The 18,900-nt window shown below is 63.8% G+C and carries 20 protein-coding genes; 14 read left to right on the top strand and 6 right to left on the bottom strand.

Annotated elements, in window-relative coordinates:
• Together FY036_RS15560 and FY036_RS15555 are read right to left on the bottom strand one after the other, a co-directional pair.
• Nucleotides 1-234, bottom strand: a complete 234-nt coding sequence (locus tag FY036_RS15560; protein ID WP_235897686.1) for a methionyl-tRNA formyltransferase — start codon at nucleotides 232-234, stop codon at nucleotides 1-3.
• Nucleotides 234-1,058 (bottom strand): enoyl-CoA hydratase, encoded by an 825-nt coding sequence (locus FY036_RS15555; RefSeq protein WP_148915673.1) that lies wholly within the window; start codon nucleotides 1,056-1,058, stop codon nucleotides 234-236. The genes FY036_RS15560 and FY036_RS15555 overlap by 1 nt, the downstream gene beginning before the upstream one ends.
• A gap of 133 nt (nucleotides 1,059-1,191) precedes the next feature.
• Here FY036_RS15555 and FY036_RS15550 point away from each other — a divergent pair, with 133 nt between their 5' ends.
• From FY036_RS15550 to argC, 5 genes are all read left to right on the top strand, one after another.
• The gene (locus FY036_RS15550) at nucleotides 1,192-1,629 is read left to right on the top strand and encodes a PaaI family thioesterase (protein ID WP_148915672.1); all 438 of its coding nucleotides are present in this window, start codon (nucleotides 1,192-1,194) and stop codon (nucleotides 1,627-1,629) included.
• A 230-nt stretch (nucleotides 1,630-1,859) separates the two neighbouring features.
• Nucleotides 1,860-2,324: a 50S ribosomal protein L13 gene (gene rplM / locus FY036_RS15545; protein ID WP_148915671.1), complete on the top strand. Its 465-nt coding sequence runs from the start codon at nucleotides 1,860-1,862 to the stop codon at nucleotides 2,322-2,324.
• The gene (gene rpsI, locus FY036_RS15540) at nucleotides 2,324-2,797 is read left to right on the top strand and encodes a 30S ribosomal protein S9 (RefSeq protein WP_148915670.1); all 474 of its coding nucleotides are present in this window, start codon (nucleotides 2,324-2,326) and stop codon (nucleotides 2,795-2,797) included. Before rplM ends, rpsI begins: the two co-directional genes overlap by 1 nt.
• A gap of 110 nt (nucleotides 2,798-2,907) precedes the next feature.
• Nucleotides 2,908-3,858, top strand: coding sequence for an agmatinase (gene speB / locus FY036_RS15535; RefSeq protein ID WP_148915669.1), 951 nt, complete (start codon nucleotides 2,908-2,910; stop codon nucleotides 3,856-3,858).
• 81 nt (nucleotides 3,859-3,939) lie between these two features.
• Nucleotides 3,940-4,878, top strand: a complete 939-nt coding sequence (gene argC / locus FY036_RS15530; protein WP_148915668.1) for an N-acetyl-gamma-glutamyl-phosphate reductase — start codon at nucleotides 3,940-3,942, stop codon at nucleotides 4,876-4,878.
• Nucleotides 4,879-4,945: 67 nt separating this feature from the next.
• Here argC and FY036_RS15525 read toward each other — a convergent pair whose 3' ends face one another.
• Nucleotides 4,946-6,043, bottom strand: coding sequence for a COX15/CtaA family protein (locus FY036_RS15525; RefSeq protein ID WP_148915667.1), 1,098 nt, complete (start codon nucleotides 6,041-6,043; stop codon nucleotides 4,946-4,948).
• A 161-nt stretch (nucleotides 6,044-6,204) separates the two neighbouring features.
• On the opposite strand from FY036_RS15525, the gene FY036_RS15520 reads away from it, so the two are divergent.
• A complete protein-coding gene (locus tag FY036_RS15520) occupies nucleotides 6,205-6,423 on the top strand; it encodes a DUF2842 domain-containing protein (protein WP_148915666.1) in 219 nt (72 codons plus the stop codon).
• On the opposite strand, the gene FY036_RS15515 is transcribed toward FY036_RS15520, so the two are convergent.
• Nucleotides 6,420-7,466 (bottom strand): polysaccharide deacetylase family protein, encoded by a 1,047-nt coding sequence (locus tag FY036_RS15515; protein WP_148915665.1) that lies wholly within the window; start codon nucleotides 7,464-7,466, stop codon nucleotides 6,420-6,422. The genes FY036_RS15520 and FY036_RS15515 overlap by 4 nt on opposite strands.
• An 86-nt stretch (nucleotides 7,467-7,552) precedes the next feature.
• Here FY036_RS15515 and FY036_RS15510 point away from each other — a divergent pair, with 86 nt between their 5' ends.
• On the top strand, nucleotides 7,553-8,764 hold the full coding sequence (locus FY036_RS15510; RefSeq protein ID WP_161601144.1) for a GNAT family N-acetyltransferase: 1,212 nt from the start codon (nucleotides 7,553-7,555) through the stop codon (nucleotides 8,762-8,764).
• A gap of 37 nt (nucleotides 8,765-8,801) precedes the next feature.
• On the opposite strand, the gene FY036_RS15505 is transcribed toward FY036_RS15510, so the two are convergent.
• The gene (locus FY036_RS15505; protein ID WP_148915663.1) at nucleotides 8,802-10,928 is read right to left on the bottom strand and encodes a GumC family protein; all 2,127 of its coding nucleotides are present in this window, start codon (nucleotides 10,926-10,928) and stop codon (nucleotides 8,802-8,804) included.
• Between the two features lie 230 nt (nucleotides 10,929-11,158).
• Between FY036_RS15505 and FY036_RS15500 the strand changes: the two genes are divergently transcribed.
• Together FY036_RS15500 and FY036_RS15495 are read left to right on the top strand one after the other, a co-directional pair.
• Nucleotides 11,159-11,722 carry a polysaccharide biosynthesis/export family protein gene (locus tag FY036_RS15500; protein ID WP_148915662.1) on the top strand — a complete coding sequence of 188 codons (564 nt, stop codon included), beginning with the start codon at nucleotides 11,159-11,161 and terminating at the stop codon, nucleotides 11,720-11,722.
• A gap of 19 nt (nucleotides 11,723-11,741) precedes the next feature.
• On the top strand, nucleotides 11,742-12,869 hold the full coding sequence (locus FY036_RS15495) for a glycosyltransferase family 4 protein (RefSeq protein WP_148915661.1): 1,128 nt from the start codon (nucleotides 11,742-11,744) through the stop codon (nucleotides 12,867-12,869).
• Between the two features lie 3 nt (nucleotides 12,870-12,872).
• Here the strand turns inward: FY036_RS15495 and FY036_RS15490 are convergent, their stop codons facing one another.
• On the bottom strand, nucleotides 12,873-13,283 hold the full coding sequence (locus FY036_RS15490) for a hypothetical protein (RefSeq protein WP_148915660.1): 411 nt from the start codon (nucleotides 13,281-13,283) through the stop codon (nucleotides 12,873-12,875).
• 153 nt (nucleotides 13,284-13,436) lie between these two features.
• Between FY036_RS15490 and FY036_RS15485 the strand changes: the two genes are divergently transcribed.
• From FY036_RS15485 to FY036_RS15465, 5 genes are all read left to right on the top strand, one after another.
• A complete protein-coding gene (locus FY036_RS15485; protein ID WP_148915659.1) occupies nucleotides 13,437-14,972 on the top strand; it encodes an undecaprenyl-phosphate glucose phosphotransferase in 1,536 nt (511 codons plus the stop codon).
• Entirely contained in the window at nucleotides 14,969-16,213 is a 1,245-nt protein-coding gene (locus FY036_RS15480; protein WP_148915658.1) for an O-antigen ligase family protein, read from the top strand. The genes FY036_RS15485 and FY036_RS15480 overlap by 4 nt, the downstream gene beginning before the upstream one ends.
• Nucleotides 16,214-16,363: 150 nt before the next feature.
• Entirely contained in the window at nucleotides 16,364-17,431 is a 1,068-nt protein-coding gene (plsX, locus tag FY036_RS15475; protein WP_148915657.1) for a phosphate acyltransferase PlsX, read from the top strand.
• Nucleotides 17,432-17,443: 12 nt separating this feature from the next.
• Complete coding sequence (locus tag FY036_RS15470; protein WP_148915656.1) at nucleotides 17,444-18,415, top strand: beta-ketoacyl-ACP synthase III; 972 nt, start codon at nucleotides 17,444-17,446, stop codon at nucleotides 18,413-18,415.
• A gap of 129 nt (nucleotides 18,416-18,544) precedes the next feature.
• A complete protein-coding gene (locus FY036_RS15465; RefSeq protein WP_148915655.1) occupies nucleotides 18,545-18,868 on the top strand; it encodes an integration host factor subunit alpha in 324 nt (107 codons plus the stop codon).
• The last annotated feature ends 32 nt before the right edge of the window (nucleotides 18,869-18,900 follow it).

Genomic DNA, 18,900 nt, shown 5'->3' with positions numbered 1-18,900 from the left:
TCATTTAAACCTAAAGTGATCCTTCATGATCTCGAACAATTGGCGCGCTGAATGTTCGTCCAACTGAATAGACTGACTGACTTTTCCAGGAATCTTCCTATCTCGGCTACCCATCGTATCGATCTGAATCAGGCGTCTACCGTCCAGTTCATAACGGATAATCTTTGCATCTATTGAATTGTGGAGGGTGACACGTTCGCGTGCCACTTCTTCAAAACTATCGATCCTTGCCATTACTCGCCCGTCCACTCCGGCTTGCGCTTGCCTATGAAGGCGTCGATGCCCTCCGCAGCGTCTCGCGCCAGCATGTTTTCCACCATCACCCCGGAAGCGATATCATACGCTTCGGGCAGCGGCTTTTCGATCTGCGCGTAGAACGCCTGCTTGCCCATGCGGATCGCCAAAGGCGATTTGGCGGCAATGGCTTGCGCGTATTTGGTCACGATCTGATTCAGGTATTCGGGTGGCACGACGCGATTGATGAGGCCGAATTCGCGTGCGCTCGACGCGTCGATCATCTCGCCGGTCAGCAGCATCTCCATCGCATGCTTCGGCTTGATCTTCCGCGAGAGGGCAACCGCCGGCGTCGAGCAGAACAGCCCGACGTCGATGCCGTTGACGCCGAAGGTGGACCGGTCGGTGGCTATCGCAAGATCACACGACGCGACGAGCTGGCAGCCGGCGGCGGTCGCCGCGCCATCCACGGCGGCGATGACCGGCTGCGGCAGCGCCACGATCGTCTGCATCAACCGCGAGCAGGTCGCGAAAGTGTGCTCGAAGAAAGCCCGGCCGCGGTCATCATCGGCGCGATGGCCCTGCATTTCCTTGAGGTCATGCCCACCGGAAAAAAGCTTCCCCTGCGCGGCGATCACCACGACGAGCACGGCCTTGTCATCACCCGCGGCGTCGAGCGCCTCCTGCAGCGCGGTCATCGTCGCGAGCGACAAAGCATTGGCGGGCGGGTTGGCCAGGGTCAGGCGCAAGATGCCGTCGCGAAGGTCGGCGTGGACCGGCCCTCCTGCATCTTCCTGCCTGCGCATGGCGACGACCTCTGCCATCTTGTCCTCCCCGGTTGATTGCGCACCCAGCCTGCGATTTGCGTTCGAAACTAGCACGGGGCGGGTTGAAGGAAAGGCGGGAAATGGCGAAACTCACTTTGACGTTTACGAAAACGGAAGCCGGGAGGGGCAGATGAGCACATTCGAGCCGATCATGACGGCCGACGAAATCAACGAGTTCCTCAAGTCGGTCTATCCGCAGCTCAACGACGATTTTTCCGACTATCTGGCAACCGACGTGTTTGCGGGCGGCTGCATCGTCCGCCTCAACGCGGGAAAGCGCCATCTGCGCCCTGGCAATACGGTTTCGGGCCCGTCGCTGTTCACCCTCGCCGACATTGGGGGCTATGTCTGCGTGCTGTCCCACGCCGGCCGCGACGCCCTGTCGGTGACGACCAATCTGAACATCAACTTCATGCGCAAGGCCGAGGCCGGCCCGATCGACGGGCATTGCCGCATCCTGAAGCTCGGCCGGAGCCTCATGGTTTTCGATATCTCGATGGTCTCGGGGCCGGACAAACACGTCGTCGCCCATGCAACTGGCACCTATTCGATCCCACCCAGGCGGTGAGCCGTGCGGTAAAATAATACCGCACGTGTACACCATTGTTTTTCCTTGCTATTTTTGGAGCGGGGCCGCCTAACGCGGCTTGACGGCGTTCCGAGACGCTTTTATAAGCACCATCGAACACAGCGGCCCTATCGGCCGCCGTTTTCTTTTGGGTAGCGGCACCTGCCGCCATCCAAGCCAAGCAACAAGAAACGCCTTCTCCGGAAGGTCCGAAACGAAAGCATAAGACCATGACAACCTTTTCGCAGAAGCCTGCGGACGTGGTGAAGAAGTGGGTGCTGATCGATGCCGAAGGTCTCGTCCTCGGCCGCCTCGCATCCGTCGTCGCCAACCGTCTGCGCGGCAAGCACAAAGCAACCTTCACGCCTCACGTCGATGACGGCGACAACGTCGTCATCATCAATGCCGACAAGATCGCGCTGACGGGCAAGAAGTACACCGACAAGACCTATTACTGGCACACCGGCCACCCCGGCGGCATCAAGGAGCGCACCGCTCGCCAGATCCTCGAAGGCCGTTTCCCGGAGCGCGTCGTCGAGAAGGCGATCGAGCGCATGATCCCGCGCGGCCCGCTCGGCCGTCGCCAGATGAAGAACCTTCGCGTCTACGCCGGCGCCGAGCATCCGCACGAGGCGCAGCAGCCCGAGAAGCTCGACGTGGCAGCGCTCAATTCCAAGAACAAGAGGGCCGCATAATGGCTGACCTTTCCTCCCTCGCCGAACTCGGCCAGGCAACCGCCGAGCAGCCTGCTGCTCCCGTGCACGTCCAGAAGCTGGACGCTCACGGCCGCGCCTATGCCACCGGCAAGCGCAAGGACGCGATCGCCCGCGTCTGGGTCAAGCCAGGCACCGGCAAGATCACGATCAACGACAAGGAGTACGACAAGTACTTCGCCCGTCCGGTGCTGCAGATGATCCTGCAGCAGCCGATCGTCGCCTCCAACCGCAACGGCCAGTACGACATCGTCGCGACCGTCGTCGGCGGTGGACTTTCGGGCCAGGCCGGTGCCGTTCGTCACGGCATTTCCAAGGCGCTGACATACTACGAGCCCACGCTGCGCGGCGTGCTCAAGAAGGGCGGCTTCCTGACCCGCGACAGCCGCGTGGTCGAGCGAAAGAAGTACGGCAAGGCGAAGGCCCGTCGTTCGTTCCAGTTCTCCAAGCGCTAAGCGCTTCGGACGATCGGACAGACAAAAGCGGGCCTTCGGGTCCGCTTTTTTTGTTGCGTGCGCGTCGCAGAGAGCCAATAGCTTTCGCGCGAACAACCGGAGGGACGACAATGCCATCCAGCGCAATCGACCGCGCCTTCACCGCGAGAAAGACCGTGGGCAGCGACAGCGAGCCGACCTATGCCGGCGCGCTTTCCTTCATGCGGCGCAAGTTCACCAAGGACGTGAAGGGCGCGGACGCGGTGGTGTGGGGCATTCCCTTCGATGCTGCGGTGTCGAACAGGCCCGGCGCGCGCTTCGGTCCGCAGGCGATTCGACGCGCCTCGGCGATCTTCGACGTCGACCCGCAATATCCCTTCGGCGTCGATCTGTTCGAAGCCATGGCGGTTGTCGACTACGGCGACTGCCTGCTCGACTACGGCAACCATCAGAAGACGCCGGCCACCATCGAGCGCGAGGCCGCCAAAATCCTCAAGCATGCTGGCTTCCTGCTTTCGCTGGGCGGTGACCACTACGTCACATGGCCGCTGCTGAAGGCGCATGCCGAGAAGCATGGGCCGCTGGCGCTGGTGCAGTTCGACGCCCATCAGGACACCTGGTTCGATGACGAGAAGCGTATCGACCATGGCTCCTTCGTGGCGCGCGCCGCGCGTGCCGGCATCATAGACCCGGAGCGGTCGATCCAGATCGGCATTCGCACCCACGCACCGGAGGATTGCGGCATCCGGATCATCCACGGCTACGAGCTGGAGGATATGAAGGCGGCCGATATCGCTTATGCCATCCATGAGCGCACCGGCGGCAAGAAGACCTATGTGACGTTCGACATCGACTGCCTTGATCCGGCCTACGCGCCGGGAACCGGCACCCCTGTCGCCGGCGGGCCCTCCTCGGCGAAGATGCTGTCTGTGCTGCGCCAGCTCGGCGGCATCGACATCGTGGGCGCCGACGTCGTCGAGGTAGCGCCGGCCTACGATCATGCAGACATCACGGCGATTGCCGGAGCGACGGTCGCCATGCACTATCTCGGGCTGCTGGCCGAGAAGCTCGCGCGACGATGAGAAATCGATTCCGGAGCCTCAAAGGTTGATTCAACCCGGCTCGGCAACCATCTGTTTTCGCACGCATTCCGGACAAGAGACATGAAACCGAAAATCTTCATCGACGGCGAGCACGGCACGACGGGCCTTCAGATCAGGCAGCGGCTGGGCAGTCGCGCCGATCTCGACCTGCTTTCCATCCCCGAGGCCGAGCGGCGCAATCCCGCCCTGCGGCAGGAGATGTTGCGGGCCGCCGACATCGCGATCCTGTGCCTTCCGGACGACGCCGCACGCGAATCCGTCGCCATGCTGGACGGCAACAATTCCACACGCGTGATCGACACCTCCACGGCCAACCGGGTCAATCCCGACTGGGCCTACGGCTTTGCCGAGATGGACCCGGCGCAGACGGAAAAGATCGCGAATGCAAGGTTCGTCGCCAATCCCGGCTGCTACCCGACAGGCGCGATCGGGCTGATCCGGCCGCTCAGCCAAGCCGGCATCCTGCCTGCCGACTATCCCGTAACCGTCAACGCGGTCTCGGGCTATACCGGCGGCGGCAAGCAGATGATCGCGCAGATGGAGGATGAAACGGCGGCGGATCACATCGCCGCGCCGCACTTCCTCTACGGGCTGACGCTCACCCACAAGCATGTCGCCGAGTTGAAGCTTCACGGCCTCCTCGATCGCCGGCCGATCTTTTCGCCCAGCGTCGGCCGCTTCGCGCAGGGCATGATCGTGCAGGTGCCGCTGCATCTGGCCGATCTGAACGGCAATCCCTCGCTTGCCGACCTGCACGGTGCGCTGAGCGCCCATTACGCCGGGCAGAACGTCGTCGAGGTGGTGCCGCTGGCTGAAAGCGCCATGCTCTCGCGCATAGACCCGACAGAGCTCAACGACACCGACCGCATGAAGCTGTTCGTCTTCGGCACGCAGGGCAATGGGCAGGCCAATCTCGTCGCCGTGCTCGACAATCTCGGCAAGGGCGCGTCGGGCGCGGCTGTGCAGAACATGGACCTGATGCTGGGCAAGGCGGCTTGACACAACGGGGCCGAAGCCCTTCGGGGCTTGTCGGTCGGTCGCGCTGTGCAGGAGGCCGCGCGCCAGATCAGGTCTTAGCGGAAATCTGCGTCGGCAGCGGATAGCTGCCCTTCGTCCCCCGCCAGTGTGCCGCCGCAAAGCCCAGCAAAATGATCGCCAGCGCGTGGTGCGTAAGCGCGGCATGCAGGTTCACGACCGACAGGAGCGTAGCGATACCCACGCCCGCCTGAAGCGTCACGAGCAGCAGCAGCACCCCTGCCCTGCGCGCGTGGGTCGACCCCGGCTGCGATCGCCACGCCGCAATCGCGTGCCAGATCGCCGCCACGAAGACAATGTAGGCGCCCAGCCGGTGCATGAACTGCACGGTCTTGGGGTTCTCGAAGAAGTTCACCCAGACCGGCTGCAAGGTGAGAAGCTGGTCCGGCCACAGTCGTCCGTCCATCAGCGGCCATGTGTTGAACGTCATGCCGGCGTGAAGCCCCGCAACGAGTGCACCCAGATAGATCTGGACGAACACCAGAATGAGCATCCAGCCTGCGAAACGCCGCGTTTCGGGCCGCGATGGCCCCGCCGAATGCGGGGCAAGCCCGCGCGCAATCAGCATCGTGGCGACGAAAATCAGGCACGCAAGCATCAGATGCGTTGCAAGCCTGTACTGGCTGACCGAGACGCGCTCCGACAGGCCCGAGGCCACCATCCACCAGCCGATGAAGCCCTGAAGCCCACCCAGCGCCAGCAGGCCCACCAGCTTCGGCTTCAGATGGCGCTCCAGCCGGCCCGTCAGCCAGAAGAAGGCCAGCGGCACGGCCACCAGGAAACCCACGCCGCGCGCGAGCAGTCGGTGCGCCCATTCCCACCAGAAGATGACCTTGAACTCGTCGAGGCTCATGCCTCTATTGATCTGCTGGTATTGCGGGATCTGGCGGTACTTTTCCAGCTCCTCCTGCCACTCCGCCTCGTTCAGCGGCGGCACAACGCCATGGATCGGCTTCCACTCGGTGATCGACAGGCCGGAGCCCGTCAGGCGGGTCGCGCCGCCGACCAGAAACAGCGCAAGGAGAACCACAAGCACGATGTAAAGCCACACCCGCACGTAAAGCCGGTTGCGCTGTTCGCGGCTTTGGGCGCGCAGCGGTGCTGAGAGGGTTTGCGCTTGATCGGCCATCTGGCTCGTCCTTGACGACTGGTTGGGCGTTTCGTGACGCATCGCGCGACCCAAGGCAAGAAACCCGCGCGCGACAAGCGGTCGCGCCGGCCCCGTGGGGGCTGCGCAGGTTTGCACCACGTGCCCGTTCGGATTATGTCGTTGCCCAAAGGAAACGCAAAATGCCCGTTCGCATCAAGAAGCTGATCGGCACCGTGCTGCTGGTACTGTTGGTCACAGTCTATGCGCTGGTCGCCACCATCGTCGCCGTGGCCCAACTGGCCGAGTCCGGGCCGCTGGTTCACCTGGCATATTTCTTCTTCACCGGCATTCTGTGGGTGCTGCCAGCGATGCTGATCATCAAGTGGATGGTCAAGCCGCCCAAGGCCCGCACAGGCTAAAGCGTAACCAGCTTTCGGCCGCGGTTGGAAAGCAGCGTCGGCAAGCCGGACAACAGCGCGCGCATGTAGCTGAGACGCTGATAGTTTCCGTTTACGGAGATACGCGGCAACGCATGGGGATGCTGGGCGTGCCCCGCGTGAAGGACGCCGTGCCGGGTCGTAACGGCCGAAGCGAAGCCGGCCTTCGCCGCAAGCGCCACTTCCCTTTCGCCAGCAGCGCTCTCGTAGCCGTATGGATAGGCGAAATGGCGTGGGCGCTGGCCGGTCTGGCTCTCGACCATGGCTGCGGAAGCGGTCATCTCGTCCAGCGCCGCCTGTTCGCTCAACCTTTTCAGGTTGTAGTGGTGCACCGTGTGCGCGCCGATCGTCGCCAGATGGTGACCGGCCAGTTGCCGGATTTCGTCCCGGTTCATGAAGCGCCGCGGAGAAAGACCATGTTGCGCGGCGGCCGCGATCTTCTTCAGCAGCATCTGCTGGTCTTCTTCGGCCACGTCTTGCGTCAGATGGTTCATCAGCCAGCGGGCGGACGCCTTCTTCGACAGTTCATCCGAGCAATCGAGGCTCACGACACCCTGAGGCGTCGGCAGGTTGATGGCATCGCGGCTTGCCGCCAGTTCCTCCACGGCCTCCCACCACGGCACGACCGTACCGTCGGTGAGGCCAGGCGCCACGTAGATCGTGAAAGGCGCATCGTGCGCCTCGAACACCGGCAGCGCGTTGGTGAGATTATCGAGCCAGCCATCGTCGGCGGTGATCGCGACAGCCGAACGGCTGGACCTGCCGGCAAGGTGCTCCAGCATCTCGTCCAGCGATATCAGCGCGACGCCGCGTGCTTTCAGGTCGGCAAGGAGCCGGTCGAGGAAATCCGGAGAGATCGAAAGATGGCTGTTCAGGCCGAGCGGCGAGCCTTCCATCCGGTTGACCCGGTGCAGCATCAGGATCGCGCCCTTGCCTGACAGCAATGGCGCGCAGACAGCGGCCAGCCCCGACCAATAGACGCCGCCGAGAATCAGCTTTCTGGCCGTCTCCCGCGCGTCGATCATTGATTCACCTTTTGCATCTAGGCTTCCCGCCCGCGCGGTTCGTTCGAGGCGCGACGGCTCGCACTCTAGGGCGGAAGGATTGCGGTATGGTTGACATCGGCGCGACGGGCCGCACGGCCAGGGCGGCTGACCGCAATGCCGGGGCCGGCATCGCATCGCTGAAGTCGCCGGTCGATGTACGCCCGGCGGACGCCGTCGCCCTTGCCGAATACGAGGCTTTCTGCGCCTCGGCCCTGTATGCGCCGCCACAGAACCCGGTCTGGGTTCGGGCGTGGATTGGCGCGACGCAGGCCGATGCATTCGTCGCCACGGTAGACCGCGATGGCCGCGCGGCGATCGCACTCGTGCTGGAAGTCGTGCGTGAAGGCCCCTTCCGCATCGCTCGCTTCGTAGGCGGCAGCCATGCCAACGGCAATTTCGCAGCGATGGCAAAGGGTTCGCACGAGCCGCTTGCGCGGGACGAATACCGCGCCTTGACGGAAGCGATCCACACCGCAAGGCCTGACGTCGACCTTGTTGTGCTGGAGCGTCAGAACCCGGCGGCTGCGAGCGTTCCGAACCCGCTCACGAACATGGCGACGATGCCTAGCCCGAACGTATCGCTGGCGGTCGATCTGTCCGGCGGCTTCGACGCGATGCTGACGCGCCGCAACGGCAAGAGGAAACGGAAGAAGTACCGGCTGCAGCTTCGCAAATTCGAGGATGCCGGCGGTCACAGGCTCTTCGAAGCAGGCGCGCCGGCCGAGGTCGAGCGCCTGATTTCAGAGTTCTTTGTGATGAAAGCCGCACGCTTTCAAGAGCGGGGCATCACCGACGTATTCGCGCCTCAAGAGGTTCAGGCATTCTTCCGCGACCTGTTCATGTCCGCGCTGGAACAGCCGCGACCGCCATTCTTCCTGACGGGACTGGAGGTCGCGGGCAGGCTCCAGGGCGTCAACGGGTTCAGCGTGATGCCTGATGGCGTCGTGTGCGAGTTTTGCGCCATGCGCGACGAGGATCTGGGCATCAGCCCCGGCTTCTTCCTCGACTATGTCGCCATGGAACAGGCTTGCGCGGACGCCATGGGCATCTTCGACTTCAGCGTCGGCGACGAGGAATACAAGCGCAGCTGGTGCGACCTCGAGACATGGCAGTTCGACACGCTGCTGCCGCTCACAGGCAAGGGCCGGCTGCTGAGCGCGTGGAAGATCGCGCGGGCCAAGGCGGTGCATCGCATCAAGTCGAACGCCATGCTCTGGTCGGCGGTCAAGAGGCTGCGGAGCAGGGTCGCCGGGGCAAAGCCCGCCGGCGACGATTAGGGTCCTTCCGATCTGAAAGATCGCAACATGCTCTAGCTCAGGCGACCGAGCGGCCCTCGGGTGCCGGCGGCGCATCGTAGCCAACCGGTGTGACCATGTGGACATCCTCATAGCCGTGGGCCAGCAGATCGGCGGTGGCGGCCGTCACGGCGGCGTCGTCGGGCTGGATCACGCTCACCAGTATCTCGCTACCCTCTCCCGCTACACGGGCGATGCCTTCGGCGTTCGTAGCGCCGCATTCGACGATCACCATGTCGTATGCGGTCGTCAGCGAGTTCATGATGATGGGGAGACGATCGGCCGCCCGCATCGCCTTGGCAGCGTCGGCCGTGCCCACCGGAATGACATGACAGTCGGAATAAAGATCGCCGCGGATGATGTCGGCGAACTGGGCTTCCGAAGCCAGCAGGTTGGTGATGCCGGGATAGTGAGGGCTCTCCAGCATCGAGTTGGACGGCGCGCCCGAATAAGTCAGGTCGAGGAAAAGCACGCGCAGCCCGGCGTCGCAAATCTCTCGGGCCACCATGACGGACGAAGCTGAAGCCTCGTCCCCTTCCGGCGATACGAAGATCGCGCGGGCAGCGCCGCCCGACACCAGCCGCTCGGCGGTCGCTTCGATGGAAAACTCTTCTGCGAACTCGTCTTCCACTGCGGGCGCGGCATCCAGCGGTTCCTCGACTTCCAGCGTCGGTTCCGGCTCGCTTCGTGCTTCCAGTGCCGTCGGCATCGCCACCTGCTCGACCGGCTCGAAGGTTCCGGTCGCAGGACGCATCGCGCGGCCGCTGAACAGTTCCCGCAGCAGGATGAACAGGCCGACGATCAGCAGGGAACTGATGAAGGCAGCCGCCATGATGGGCAGGACCTTCGGGAAGTAGGCCTCGAAAGGCGCCGTCGCGCGGGAGAAGATGCGGGCATCGGCCGGCAGGTAGTTGCGGTCGGCTCGCGATGCCGCCTCGCGGTAGCGCGTGAGATAGGATTCGAGCAGCGCGCGCTGAGCTGCCGCCTCGCGTTCCAGCGCACGCAGTTCAACTTCCTCGTCGCCGGCACGCGCCGTTTCCGCCTTCAGCCCATCGAGATCGACGACCAACTGGCGCTCGCGGGCCTGGGCGCTCGACACTTCGTTCTCGAGGCTGCGCAGCACCTTCTGCATCTCGTTGCGAAGCTGCTGGTCGGTTTCGGCCAGCTGTGCGTTGAGCGCGCGGATGCGCGGATGATTGCCGAGCAGCGACGTTGACAGGTCCGCGAGATCGGCTTCGATCTGCACCTGCCGCTCACGCAGCCGCTGCACCATCGGCGCGTTCAGCACATCGGCCACTGTGTCGATACGCTCGCCCGACTGGAGCGCGGCGCGGATGGCCTCGACGCTGCCCTCCGCGGCGGAACGGCTGGCGCGCACACGGCTCAACTCGCTCGACAGTTCGGAAAGCTGCTGCGTCGAAAGCAGCGCATTGCCCTGCCCTACGACCAGCAGGTCGGAACTGGCGCGATACTCCGCCACCCGCGCCTCGGCCTCGCGGACGCGCTGGCGCAGATCGTCGATTTCCGGCTCCAGCCACTGGGTGGCATCCGCGTTCGACAGACGCTTGGCCTGCTCCTGAACTGCAATGTAGGCGTCGGCGATGGCGTTGGGCACTGCCGCCGCCAACTGCGGGTCCTCGGAGGAGAAGCGGATGACGATGACGCGCGAACGATCTACACGGTAGACGCTCAGCTTCTCGCGCATCGACTGGATGACACGCTCGTCCGCAGAGGCCTGCGATGCATCGTTCCTCAGCCCGAAGAGGACGAGAAGATTGCCGAGCGCAGAGCGTTCGCCGCTGCCGCCGAATTCGTCGCGACCGGCAAGTTCAAGCTGGCGCGCAACGTCGCGCAGGATGTCGGCCGACGAAATCACCTCGACCTGGCTCGTGATCGCTTCTTCGTCGAGAAGCGGCCGATCCGCGTCCGCCCCCGCATTGCTGGGCCGAGTGTAGATCGATTCGCGGTTTTCGATGAGGATGCGCGTCTCGGCGCGGTAGAGCGGCGTCGCCATCGACGCCAGCATGAACGCAATTGCCGTTATCGACAGGGCGAAAATGACGATGCGCAGCCAGTTTCTCGCCAGGCTGCCGAAAAGCGCCCCGATATCCACGTCGACATCGCCGACAGAGCGTGCACCAGACATGTTACTCTACCCCGTTACGCATTCGGGGCCATGGTAAAGATACATGGTAACCGGCAGGTTAAGCGCCGGGCCGCGTATGGTTTTTCTTTGACGATCCCGCCTAGACTCGCCTTGGCAAGCATCGGGAGCCGCCGCCTTTACCCGGCATTAACCTTAACGGGAGGATAACCGGACCCACGTTCGATCCACGGCGCTGGTCCGTCGTGGAAACAGGGGATCGTCGCCGGGCCATGAGAAGTCAGTTTGCAGCCGCGCTCGTCATTTCCGCATCCGTGCTCGCTGCCGGATGCTCGAGCTATCGCCCTGCCCCGCCGGCCTTCCACGAGGCCATCAACAAGCCCTACATTCTCGATGCCGGAGATCGCATCCGCGTGACCGTGTTCGAGCAGGAGACGCTCACCAACACCTACGCCGTCGACCAGTCCGGCTACATCGCCTTCCCGCTCGTGGGCGCCATCGCAGCGCGCGGCTACACGGTCCAGCAGATCGAAGGGCAGATTGCCGACAAGCTGCGTCAGGGCTATCTGCGCGACCCCGACATATCGGTCGAGGTGGACCGTTACCGCCCCATATTCGTCATGGGCGAAGTGGGTGCGGCAGGCCAGTATTCCTACGTTCCGGGCATGACCGCGCACAAGGCGGTGGCGGCTGCCGGCGGCTTCACGCCTCGCGCAAACCAGGCGAACGTCGACATCACCCGCGACATCAATGGCGAGGTCATGACCGGCCGCGTAGCGACGTCCGACCCGCTCATGCCGGGCGACACCATCTACGTACGCGAGCGCTTCTTCTAGGCCGAAAGAACAGCCACACGTGCCGACAGGCCTCCGCATCATTCACTGCTTTCGATCGCCCGTCGGCGGCATCTTCCGGCATGTGCGCGATCTCGTCGCCGCGCAGTCGGCCGCCGGACATCAGGTCGGCATCATCTGCGACTCGTCCACCGGCGGCGATCTCGAGGATCGCTACTTCGACGAGATCAGGGGAATGCTGGCACTCGGCGTATCGCGCATCACCATCCATCGCCAGATCGGCCTCGGCGACCTCGCCGCCGGCTGGCGCACGTACAAGCTAATCAAGGCATTGCAGCCGGATGTACTGCACGGGCACGGCGCCAAGGGCGGCGCGCTCGCGCGGGTATTCGGCTCACTTCTGCGGGTCTCCAGGTATCGCGTAGCCCGCCTCTATTCGCCCCATGGCGGCGTCCTCCACTACGATCCGGCAAGCAGCAAGGGACGCATCCTGTTCGGCATCGAGCGCTTTCTTGGCCGCGTCAGCGACCATGTGCTGTTCGTGTCGGACTATGAGCGGCGCACCTTCGTCGCCAAGGTGGGCGAGCCGCGTTCGCCGGCCAGCCTCGTCTATAACGGCCTGAACGAAGGCGAGTTCGACCCCGTCGCTGCCGACACCGGCGCTGCCGACTTCCTCTATATCGGCATGATGCGCGACCTGAAGGGCCCCGACATCTTCATCGACGCGCTTGCGGAAGCCTCTAAACAACTGGGCCGGCCGCTCTCGGCAACCATGGTCGGGGATGGCGACGACCTTGCGCGCTACAAGGCGCAGGTTGTGGAGCGCGGGCTTGCCGACCGAGTCCGTTTCTTCCCGCCGATGCCGGCGCGCAAGGCTTTTGCGCTGGCCCGCGTCGTCGTGGTGCCGTCGCGCGCCGAGGCGATGCCCTATATCGTCCTGGAGGCTTTGGCGGCCGGCAAGACGATGATCGCCACGCGAGTGGGCGGCATTCCCGAAATCTTCGAGGACGGCTCCCCTGCCCTCGTCTGGCCTACGGTCACCAGCGTGACGGCCGGCATGGTCGCAGCCATGCGCGACGAAGCCGGGTTTGCCGCGGCGATGCCCGACCGCGCGACGCTCCAGTCCCGCTTCGGCGCCGATGTCATGGCGCGAGATGTCGAACGGGCCTATGAGGCCAGCCTGGCCTGACGGTCATTGAGGCGGCACGGGCGTGTCGATCGTCACCGTCACGCCGGGCAACGCCTCCAGCGCCGCCAATCCCGCAGCATTCACCTCCAGCGAAATCGCCGGGGTCACCTCGAACTGTGCGACGATCCGGTGCGGCAGGCCGTCGAGCGCGGCGAGGATGCGCCGCGTTTCCTGCTCCCGGCTTCCGGGTCCGAACTGCACGATGACCAGTTGTGTATCGTTCTGTGCGATCACGATGTCAGCTCCGGCTGCCTTCCCGCCACCCTGGGCGAGCCCTGCAGATCCTGCCCCGAAAGCCGAGGCGGCGACCAGCAGGACGGCACCGACCGCCAAAGCGCGCCGCAAGCGCCGGGCGTAGCGCCCCGCAATATCGACACTGTCATCGTCACCATGCACTGCGGCTGACTTCTTCACGGAAGATACCCCTATCGGTACGCGTGGATCGCGTCGCCTTCGATCCTGATACGCTGGTCCCGCTGAACCGTCGATGAATGCGCGAGCGGCCCGCAGCGTCAAGGTTTCCTTAGCGGCTTTCTGGTAAGCACTTCTCAACCCGAAGGCACGACCATGGCAAAGCCCAAGATAGCGAACCGTTTCAGCAGCGAGGCCGTCCGCTCCTTCAAGGACGGCGAGAAGCCGCACGTTTCGGGCGACCTCAACCCCATGGCGCGCCAGATCGCGACCCAGTATCGGCGGGACACCATGTCGCCGGTGATGGTGAGCGGTGTGCTCCGGCTGGCTGAATTCGCGCTGCTGGCGATCTCGGGACTGGCGATCTACGCCGCCTATGTCGATGTCCACGACGCCTTCCTGTGGCAGTATCCCGTCCTGATACTGGCGACCTCGCTCGTCGCCGTCATCCTTCTCGAACTGACCGACAACTACCAGATACCCCGGCTGCGCCAGCCCATCGGCAGCCTTGGGAGCATAATTCTGGTCTGGGGCGGCACGCTGGCGATGACCACCGTCGCAGGTTTCTTCCTGCGCGTGTCGGCGGATTTTTCGCGCGTGTGGCTGGCGTCGTGGTTCGCTGCGGGTCTCGCCCTGATTCTTCTCCTCCGGTTCGTGATCTCGCGGCTGGTGCGCCGCTGGGGACGAAACGGCGCGATGGAGCGCCGTGCGGTGATCGTGGGCGGCGGCAAGGGCGCGGAATCGCTCATCCGCTCGATCGAGCAACAGCCACACAACGACATCCGCATCTGCGGCATCTTCGACGATCGTGACGACCGCCGCTCGCCGCCGCTCGTCGCCGGCTACCCCAAGCTCGGCAACATCAGCGAGCTCATCGAGTTCGCCCGCATCGCCCGCATCGACATGCTGATCGTCTCGCTGCCGCTGACTGCCGAAAACCGAGTGCTTTCGCTGCTCAAGAAGCTGTGGGTGCTGCCGGTGGACATCCGGCTGTCGGCTCACTCGAACCAGCTTCGTTTCCGGCCCCGCGCCTACTCCTTCATCGGCTCTGTGCCGATGCTCGACATCTTCGACAAGCCGATCAACGATTGGGACTCCGTCGCCAAGCGCGCCTTCGACATCGTCTTCAGCCTCATCGGCATCGTCGCGTTCTCGCCGATCATGCTGGCTACGGCGATCGCCATCAAGCTGGACAGCAAGGGTCCCGTTCTCTTCAAGCAGAAGCGGCACGGCTTCAACAACGAGGTCATCGACGTCTACAAGTTCAGGTCGATGTTCGTCGACCAGTGCGACCCGACTGCCCGGAACGCCGTGACGAAAGGCGATCCGCGCGTCACGCGCGTCGGGCGCATCATTCGCAAGACATCCATCGACGAGTTGCCGCAGTTCTTCAACGCCCTGATCGGCAACCTGTCGCTCGTCGGCCCTCGCCCGCATGCCGTGACTGCCCAATCGCATCACCGGCTCTACCATGAAGTCGTGGACGGCTATTTCGCGCGTCACCGCGTCAAGCCCGGTGTGACGGGCTGGGCGCAGATCAATGGCTGGCGCGGCGAGGTGGATCACGACGACAAGATCCGCATGCGCACGGAGTTCGATCTCTACTACATCGAGAACTGGTCGCTCTGGTTTGACCTCAAGATCCTGCTTCTGACGCCTGTTCGGCTGCTCAACACCGAGAACGCCTATTGAGCGCGGTCACGGTCAACGGGCTCCCGCGCTCGCTCGTTCAGGCCAAGTCGGCCTCGCTGATCGGCTCTGCCGCGGTCGCGCTGGGCGTATTTCTGCTTGGCTTCGTGATACGGGAACCCGCACCCTACGAAGTCTACATGGTCGGGCTCATCGCGGTGTGGAGCCTGTTCGGCCTGCGGCTGTCTCTCCACGCCGTCGTCCTGCTGGCGCTGCTTGTCGCGTTCAACATCGGCGGCCTTCTTTCGATGACGACCATGGGCGACCTGTACGAAACGCCCCTGTTTCTGGCCGCTTCGCTCTTCCTCGCGTTCACGGCGGTCTTTTTCGTCGCGATCCTCGAGGCGGACCACAATCGATACCGCCTTATCTTCATGTCGTGGATCGCAGCGGCACTGGTGACCGGATCGCTTGGCATAGGCGGGTATTTCGGGGTGATACCGGGCGCGGAGATGTTCACGCGTTACGACCGCGCTATGGGCGCCTTCCAGGATCCGAACGTCTTCGGCCCTTTCCTGGCGCTGCCGGCGGTCTATCTGCTCTACCGCATCCTGACCGGCAATCCGCTGCGCATGCCGTTCTACGCAGGTGCGTTCGTCGTCATCGTCGCCGCGATCTTCCTGTCCTTCTCACGCGGTGCGTGGGGGTTGTTCGCCGCATCGTCGGTGCTCCTCACCGGGTCCCTGTTCATCCAGAGCACCAGCAGCCTTTTTCGCCTGCGCCTCATCCTCATGGCGCTGCTTGCCTCGGTTCTGCTCGTCACGGCGATCGTCGTCGTCATGCAACTGCCCGGCGTGTCGGACCTGCTCACCACGCGTGCCCGCCTCGTACAGGACTACGACGCCGGCCATCTCGGTCGCTTCGCCCGCTTCGGCATCGGCCTTCAGATGGCGATCGAGAACCCGATGGGCATCGGGCCGCTCAATTTCGGACGCAATCTGGGCGAGGACACGCACAATGTCTGGCTGTCGTCACTGATGAACTACAGCTGGCTGGGCTTCATCTCGTTCGTCACCCTCGTCGTTTGGACGGTCGCGGGCGGCTTTCGCATTCTTTTTCGCGACCGCCCCTGGCAACCTTACCTGCTGTGCACCTACATCGTGTTTCTCGGGCACATCGCGCTCGGCACCGTCATCGACATGGATCACTGGCGTCACTTCTATGTGCTGATAGGGCTGATCTGGGGTGCCATGGCGCTGGAAAGCCGTCATCAACGCGGGCTCGCTGCGCAGAAATCCACCTGAGAATGCGCGTTTCGGCGCGGCGGCGGCCCCAAACCTGTTCTGTCCACAGCCTGCCCGCCGCGAATCCGGTTGTGCGGCTGCGCAAAAACGCTATTTTCGCCGAAACTTTTCAGCCCTCCCCCTCGGGGGACCAGAAGAAACGACTGCCGCTTGATACGCATCGCCATTGACGCAATGGGTGGAGACCACGGACCGGAGGTGACGATCGCCGGCCTTCAGAAAGTGGTCGAGCGACGCCCTGATGTCCGCTTTCTCATTTTCGGGCGTGACGAGCGTGTCCGCCCGGTGCTCGACAAATACCCTCGCGTCGCCGAGGTCAGCGAGTTCACCCACTGCGAGATTTCCGTTCGCATGGACGACAAGCCCAGCCAGGCGCTGCGCCAGGGCCGCTGGAAGTCCTCGATGTGGAAATCCATCGAGGCGGTGAAGACCGGCGATGCCGATGTCTGCGTCTCGGCCGGCAACACCGGCGCGCTCATGGCGATGTCCAAGTTCTGCCTGCGCACGATGGCTTCCATCGAGCGTCCAGCCATTGCAGCGATCTGGCCGACAGTGCGCGGCGAGAGCGTGGTCCTCGACGTGGGCGCCACCATCGGCGCGGATGCACACCAGCTCATCGACTTCGCGATTCTCGGCTCTGCCATGGCGCGCGCCATCTTTGCGATCGAGCGCCCTTCCGTGGGCCTGCTCAATGTCGGGGTGGAAGAGATCAAGGGGCAGGAAGAGGTCAGGGAAGCAGGAAGGCTTCTTCGCGTATCCAACCTGAAGACGATGGACTATCATGGCTTCGTCGAAGGTGACGACATCGGTCTGGGCTCGGTCGACGTGGTCGTCACCGAAGGCTTTGCCGGCAATATCGCGCTCAAGACCGCCGAGGGCACGGCCAAGCAGATCGGCGAATACCTTCGCGCCGCCATGAGCCGCACCGTCATGTCCAAGATCGGCTATGTCCTTGCGCGCGACGCCTTCAACCGACTGCGCGAGAAGATGGACGTGCGCAAGATCAATGGCGGCGTGTTCCTCGGGCTCAACGGCATCGTGGTCAAGAGCCACGGCGGCACCGATGATGAGGGCTTCGCGGCCGCCGTCGAACTGGGTTACGACATGGGTCGCAGCCGCCTGATCGACGGCATTCGCAAGGAACTGGAAGCATTCCACGGCCGTGATGGCAAGCGGCGGGGCACGACGGACGTCGATACGGCTACCGACGAAGAATAAGGCATAAGAAGAATGATTAGATCCGTTGTGCGCGGCGTCGGAACCGCCCTGCCGCGCCGCATCATGAAGAATGCAGAATTCGAGACTCTCGTCGATACCTCCGATGAGTGGATCGTGCAGCGTACCGGTATCCAGCAGCGGCACATCGCGGCCGACGACGAAACCACGGCGTCGCTGGGCGAAGCTGCGGCGCGCGCGGCGCTGGACAATGCGGGCCTGACGCCCGATGACATCGACCTCATCGTGCTGGCCACCTCGACGCCCAACAACACGTTTCCCGCCACCGCCGTGGAGATCCAGCAGCGGCTGGGCATGCGCCACGGCTTCGCCTTCGACATGCAGGCCGTGTGCAGCGGCTTCGTCTACGCGGTCGCCACCGCCGACGCCCATCTGCGTGCGGGCATGGCGCGCCGCGCGCTGGTCATCGGCTCCGAGACCTTCTCACGCATCCTCGACTGGACCGACCGCACCACCTGCGTGCTCTTCGGCGACGGCGCGGGCGCGATCATCATGGAAGCGGCCGAGAGCGAGGGCACGATGGCCGACCGCGGCGTTCTAGCCGCCAGCCTGCGCTCCGACGGTTGCCACCGCGACAAGCTCTACGTCGATGGCGGCCCCTCCACCACCGGAACTGTCGGCCATCTGCGCATGGAAGGCCGCGAGGTCTTCAAGCATGCCGTTGGCATGATAACCGACGTGGTGGAAGATTCGCTGGCGCAAGGCGGCATCACCGCCGACGACCTCGACTGGTTCGTCCCTCATCAGGCCAACAAGCGCATCATCGACGCCTCGGCCAAGAAGCTGGGCATCGCCGAAGACAAGGTTGTGGTGACGGTGCACCTGCACGGCAACACGTCCGCGGCCTCCGTTCCGCTCGCGCTCGGCGCCGCCGTTGCCGACGGCCGCATCCAGAAGGGCGACTTGGTCCTGCTGGAGGCCATGGGCGGCGGCTTCACTTGGGGCGCCGTCCTCCTGCGCTGGTAAACGCGGCATCAACCACAATTCTAAGTCGAGCCTGTTTGCAAGTTGGGTTCTTGACCTCGCTTGGGCAATTTCTTAACGTCGCGAAATATTGCGGATTTTTCAGTTATTTCGATATGGTTGGACAGCCGAATGGGGGGAACGACACTTACGCGCGCTGACCTGGCCGAGGCAGTCTACCGAAAGGTCGGTCTGTCGCGCACGGAGTCCGCTCAGCTTGTCGAGATGGTTCTCGACGAGATCTGCGAAGCTATCGTTCGCGGGGAAACGGTGAAGCTTTCTTCCTTCGCGACCTTCCACGTTCGCGACAAGAACGAGCGCATCGGCCGCAACCCCAAGACCGGCGAGGAAGTGCCCATCCTTCCCCGCAGGGTGATGACCTTCAAGGCTTCCAACGTGCTCAAGCAGCGTATCCTGCGCTCGCACCAGAGCGGCAAGGCCAAGAACCGCAAGTAAGCCGCATTCGCGATTGCAGAATGACGCTGCGT

This window comes from Neoaquamicrobium microcysteis, from assembly GCF_008180155.1.
Classification (GTDB): domain Bacteria; phylum Pseudomonadota; class Alphaproteobacteria; order Rhizobiales; family Rhizobiaceae; genus Aerobium; species Aerobium microcysteis.
Note: the sequence above shows the minus strand (reverse complement) of the source record. Positions and strands in the feature narration are given on the sequence as shown.

Excerpts from the sequence above, each read along its gene's own strand:
- FY036_RS15470 (WP_148915656.1), top strand. The coding sequence starts at position 17,444 with ATGATTAGATCCGTTGTGCGCGGCGTCGGAACCGCCCTGCCGCGCCGC.
- rpsI (WP_148915670.1), top strand. The coding sequence starts at position 2,324 with ATGGCTGACCTTTCCTCCCTCGCCGAACTCGGCCAGGCAACCGCCGAG.
- FY036_RS15465 (WP_148915655.1), top strand. The coding sequence starts at position 18,545 with ATGGGGGGAACGACACTTACGCGCGCTGACCTGGCCGAGGCAGTCTAC.
- FY036_RS15550 (WP_148915672.1), top strand. The coding sequence starts at position 1,192 with ATGAGCACATTCGAGCCGATCATGACGGCCGACGAAATCAACGAGTTC.
- FY036_RS15485 (WP_148915659.1), top strand. The coding sequence starts at position 13,437 with ATGGCAAAGCCCAAGATAGCGAACCGTTTCAGCAGCGAGGCCGTCCGC.
- speB (WP_148915669.1), top strand. The coding sequence starts at position 2,908 with ATGCCATCCAGCGCAATCGACCGCGCCTTCACCGCGAGAAAGACCGTG.
- FY036_RS15500 (WP_148915662.1), top strand. The coding sequence starts at position 11,159 with ATGAGAAGTCAGTTTGCAGCCGCGCTCGTCATTTCCGCATCCGTGCTC.
- FY036_RS15505 (WP_148915663.1), bottom strand. The coding sequence starts at position 10,928 with ATGTCTGGTGCACGCTCTGTCGGCGATGTCGACGTGGATATCGGGGCG.
- FY036_RS15510 (WP_161601144.1), top strand. The coding sequence starts at position 7,553 with ATGGTTGACATCGGCGCGACGGGCCGCACGGCCAGGGCGGCTGACCGC.
- FY036_RS15515 (WP_148915665.1), bottom strand. The coding sequence starts at position 7,466 with ATGATCGACGCGCGGGAGACGGCCAGAAAGCTGATTCTCGGCGGCGTC.
- argC (WP_148915668.1), top strand. The coding sequence starts at position 3,940 with ATGAAACCGAAAATCTTCATCGACGGCGAGCACGGCACGACGGGCCTT.
- rplM (WP_148915671.1), top strand. The coding sequence starts at position 1,860 with ATGACAACCTTTTCGCAGAAGCCTGCGGACGTGGTGAAGAAGTGGGTG.
- FY036_RS15560 (WP_235897686.1), bottom strand. The coding sequence starts at position 234 with ATGGCAAGGATCGATAGTTTTGAAGAAGTGGCACGCGAACGTGTCACC.
- FY036_RS15525 (WP_148915667.1), bottom strand. The coding sequence starts at position 6,043 with ATGGCCGATCAAGCGCAAACCCTCTCAGCACCGCTGCGCGCCCAAAGC.
- FY036_RS15555 (WP_148915673.1), bottom strand. The coding sequence starts at position 1,058 with ATGGCAGAGGTCGTCGCCATGCGCAGGCAGGAAGATGCAGGAGGGCCG.
- FY036_RS15520 (WP_148915666.1), top strand. The coding sequence starts at position 6,205 with ATGCCCGTTCGCATCAAGAAGCTGATCGGCACCGTGCTGCTGGTACTG.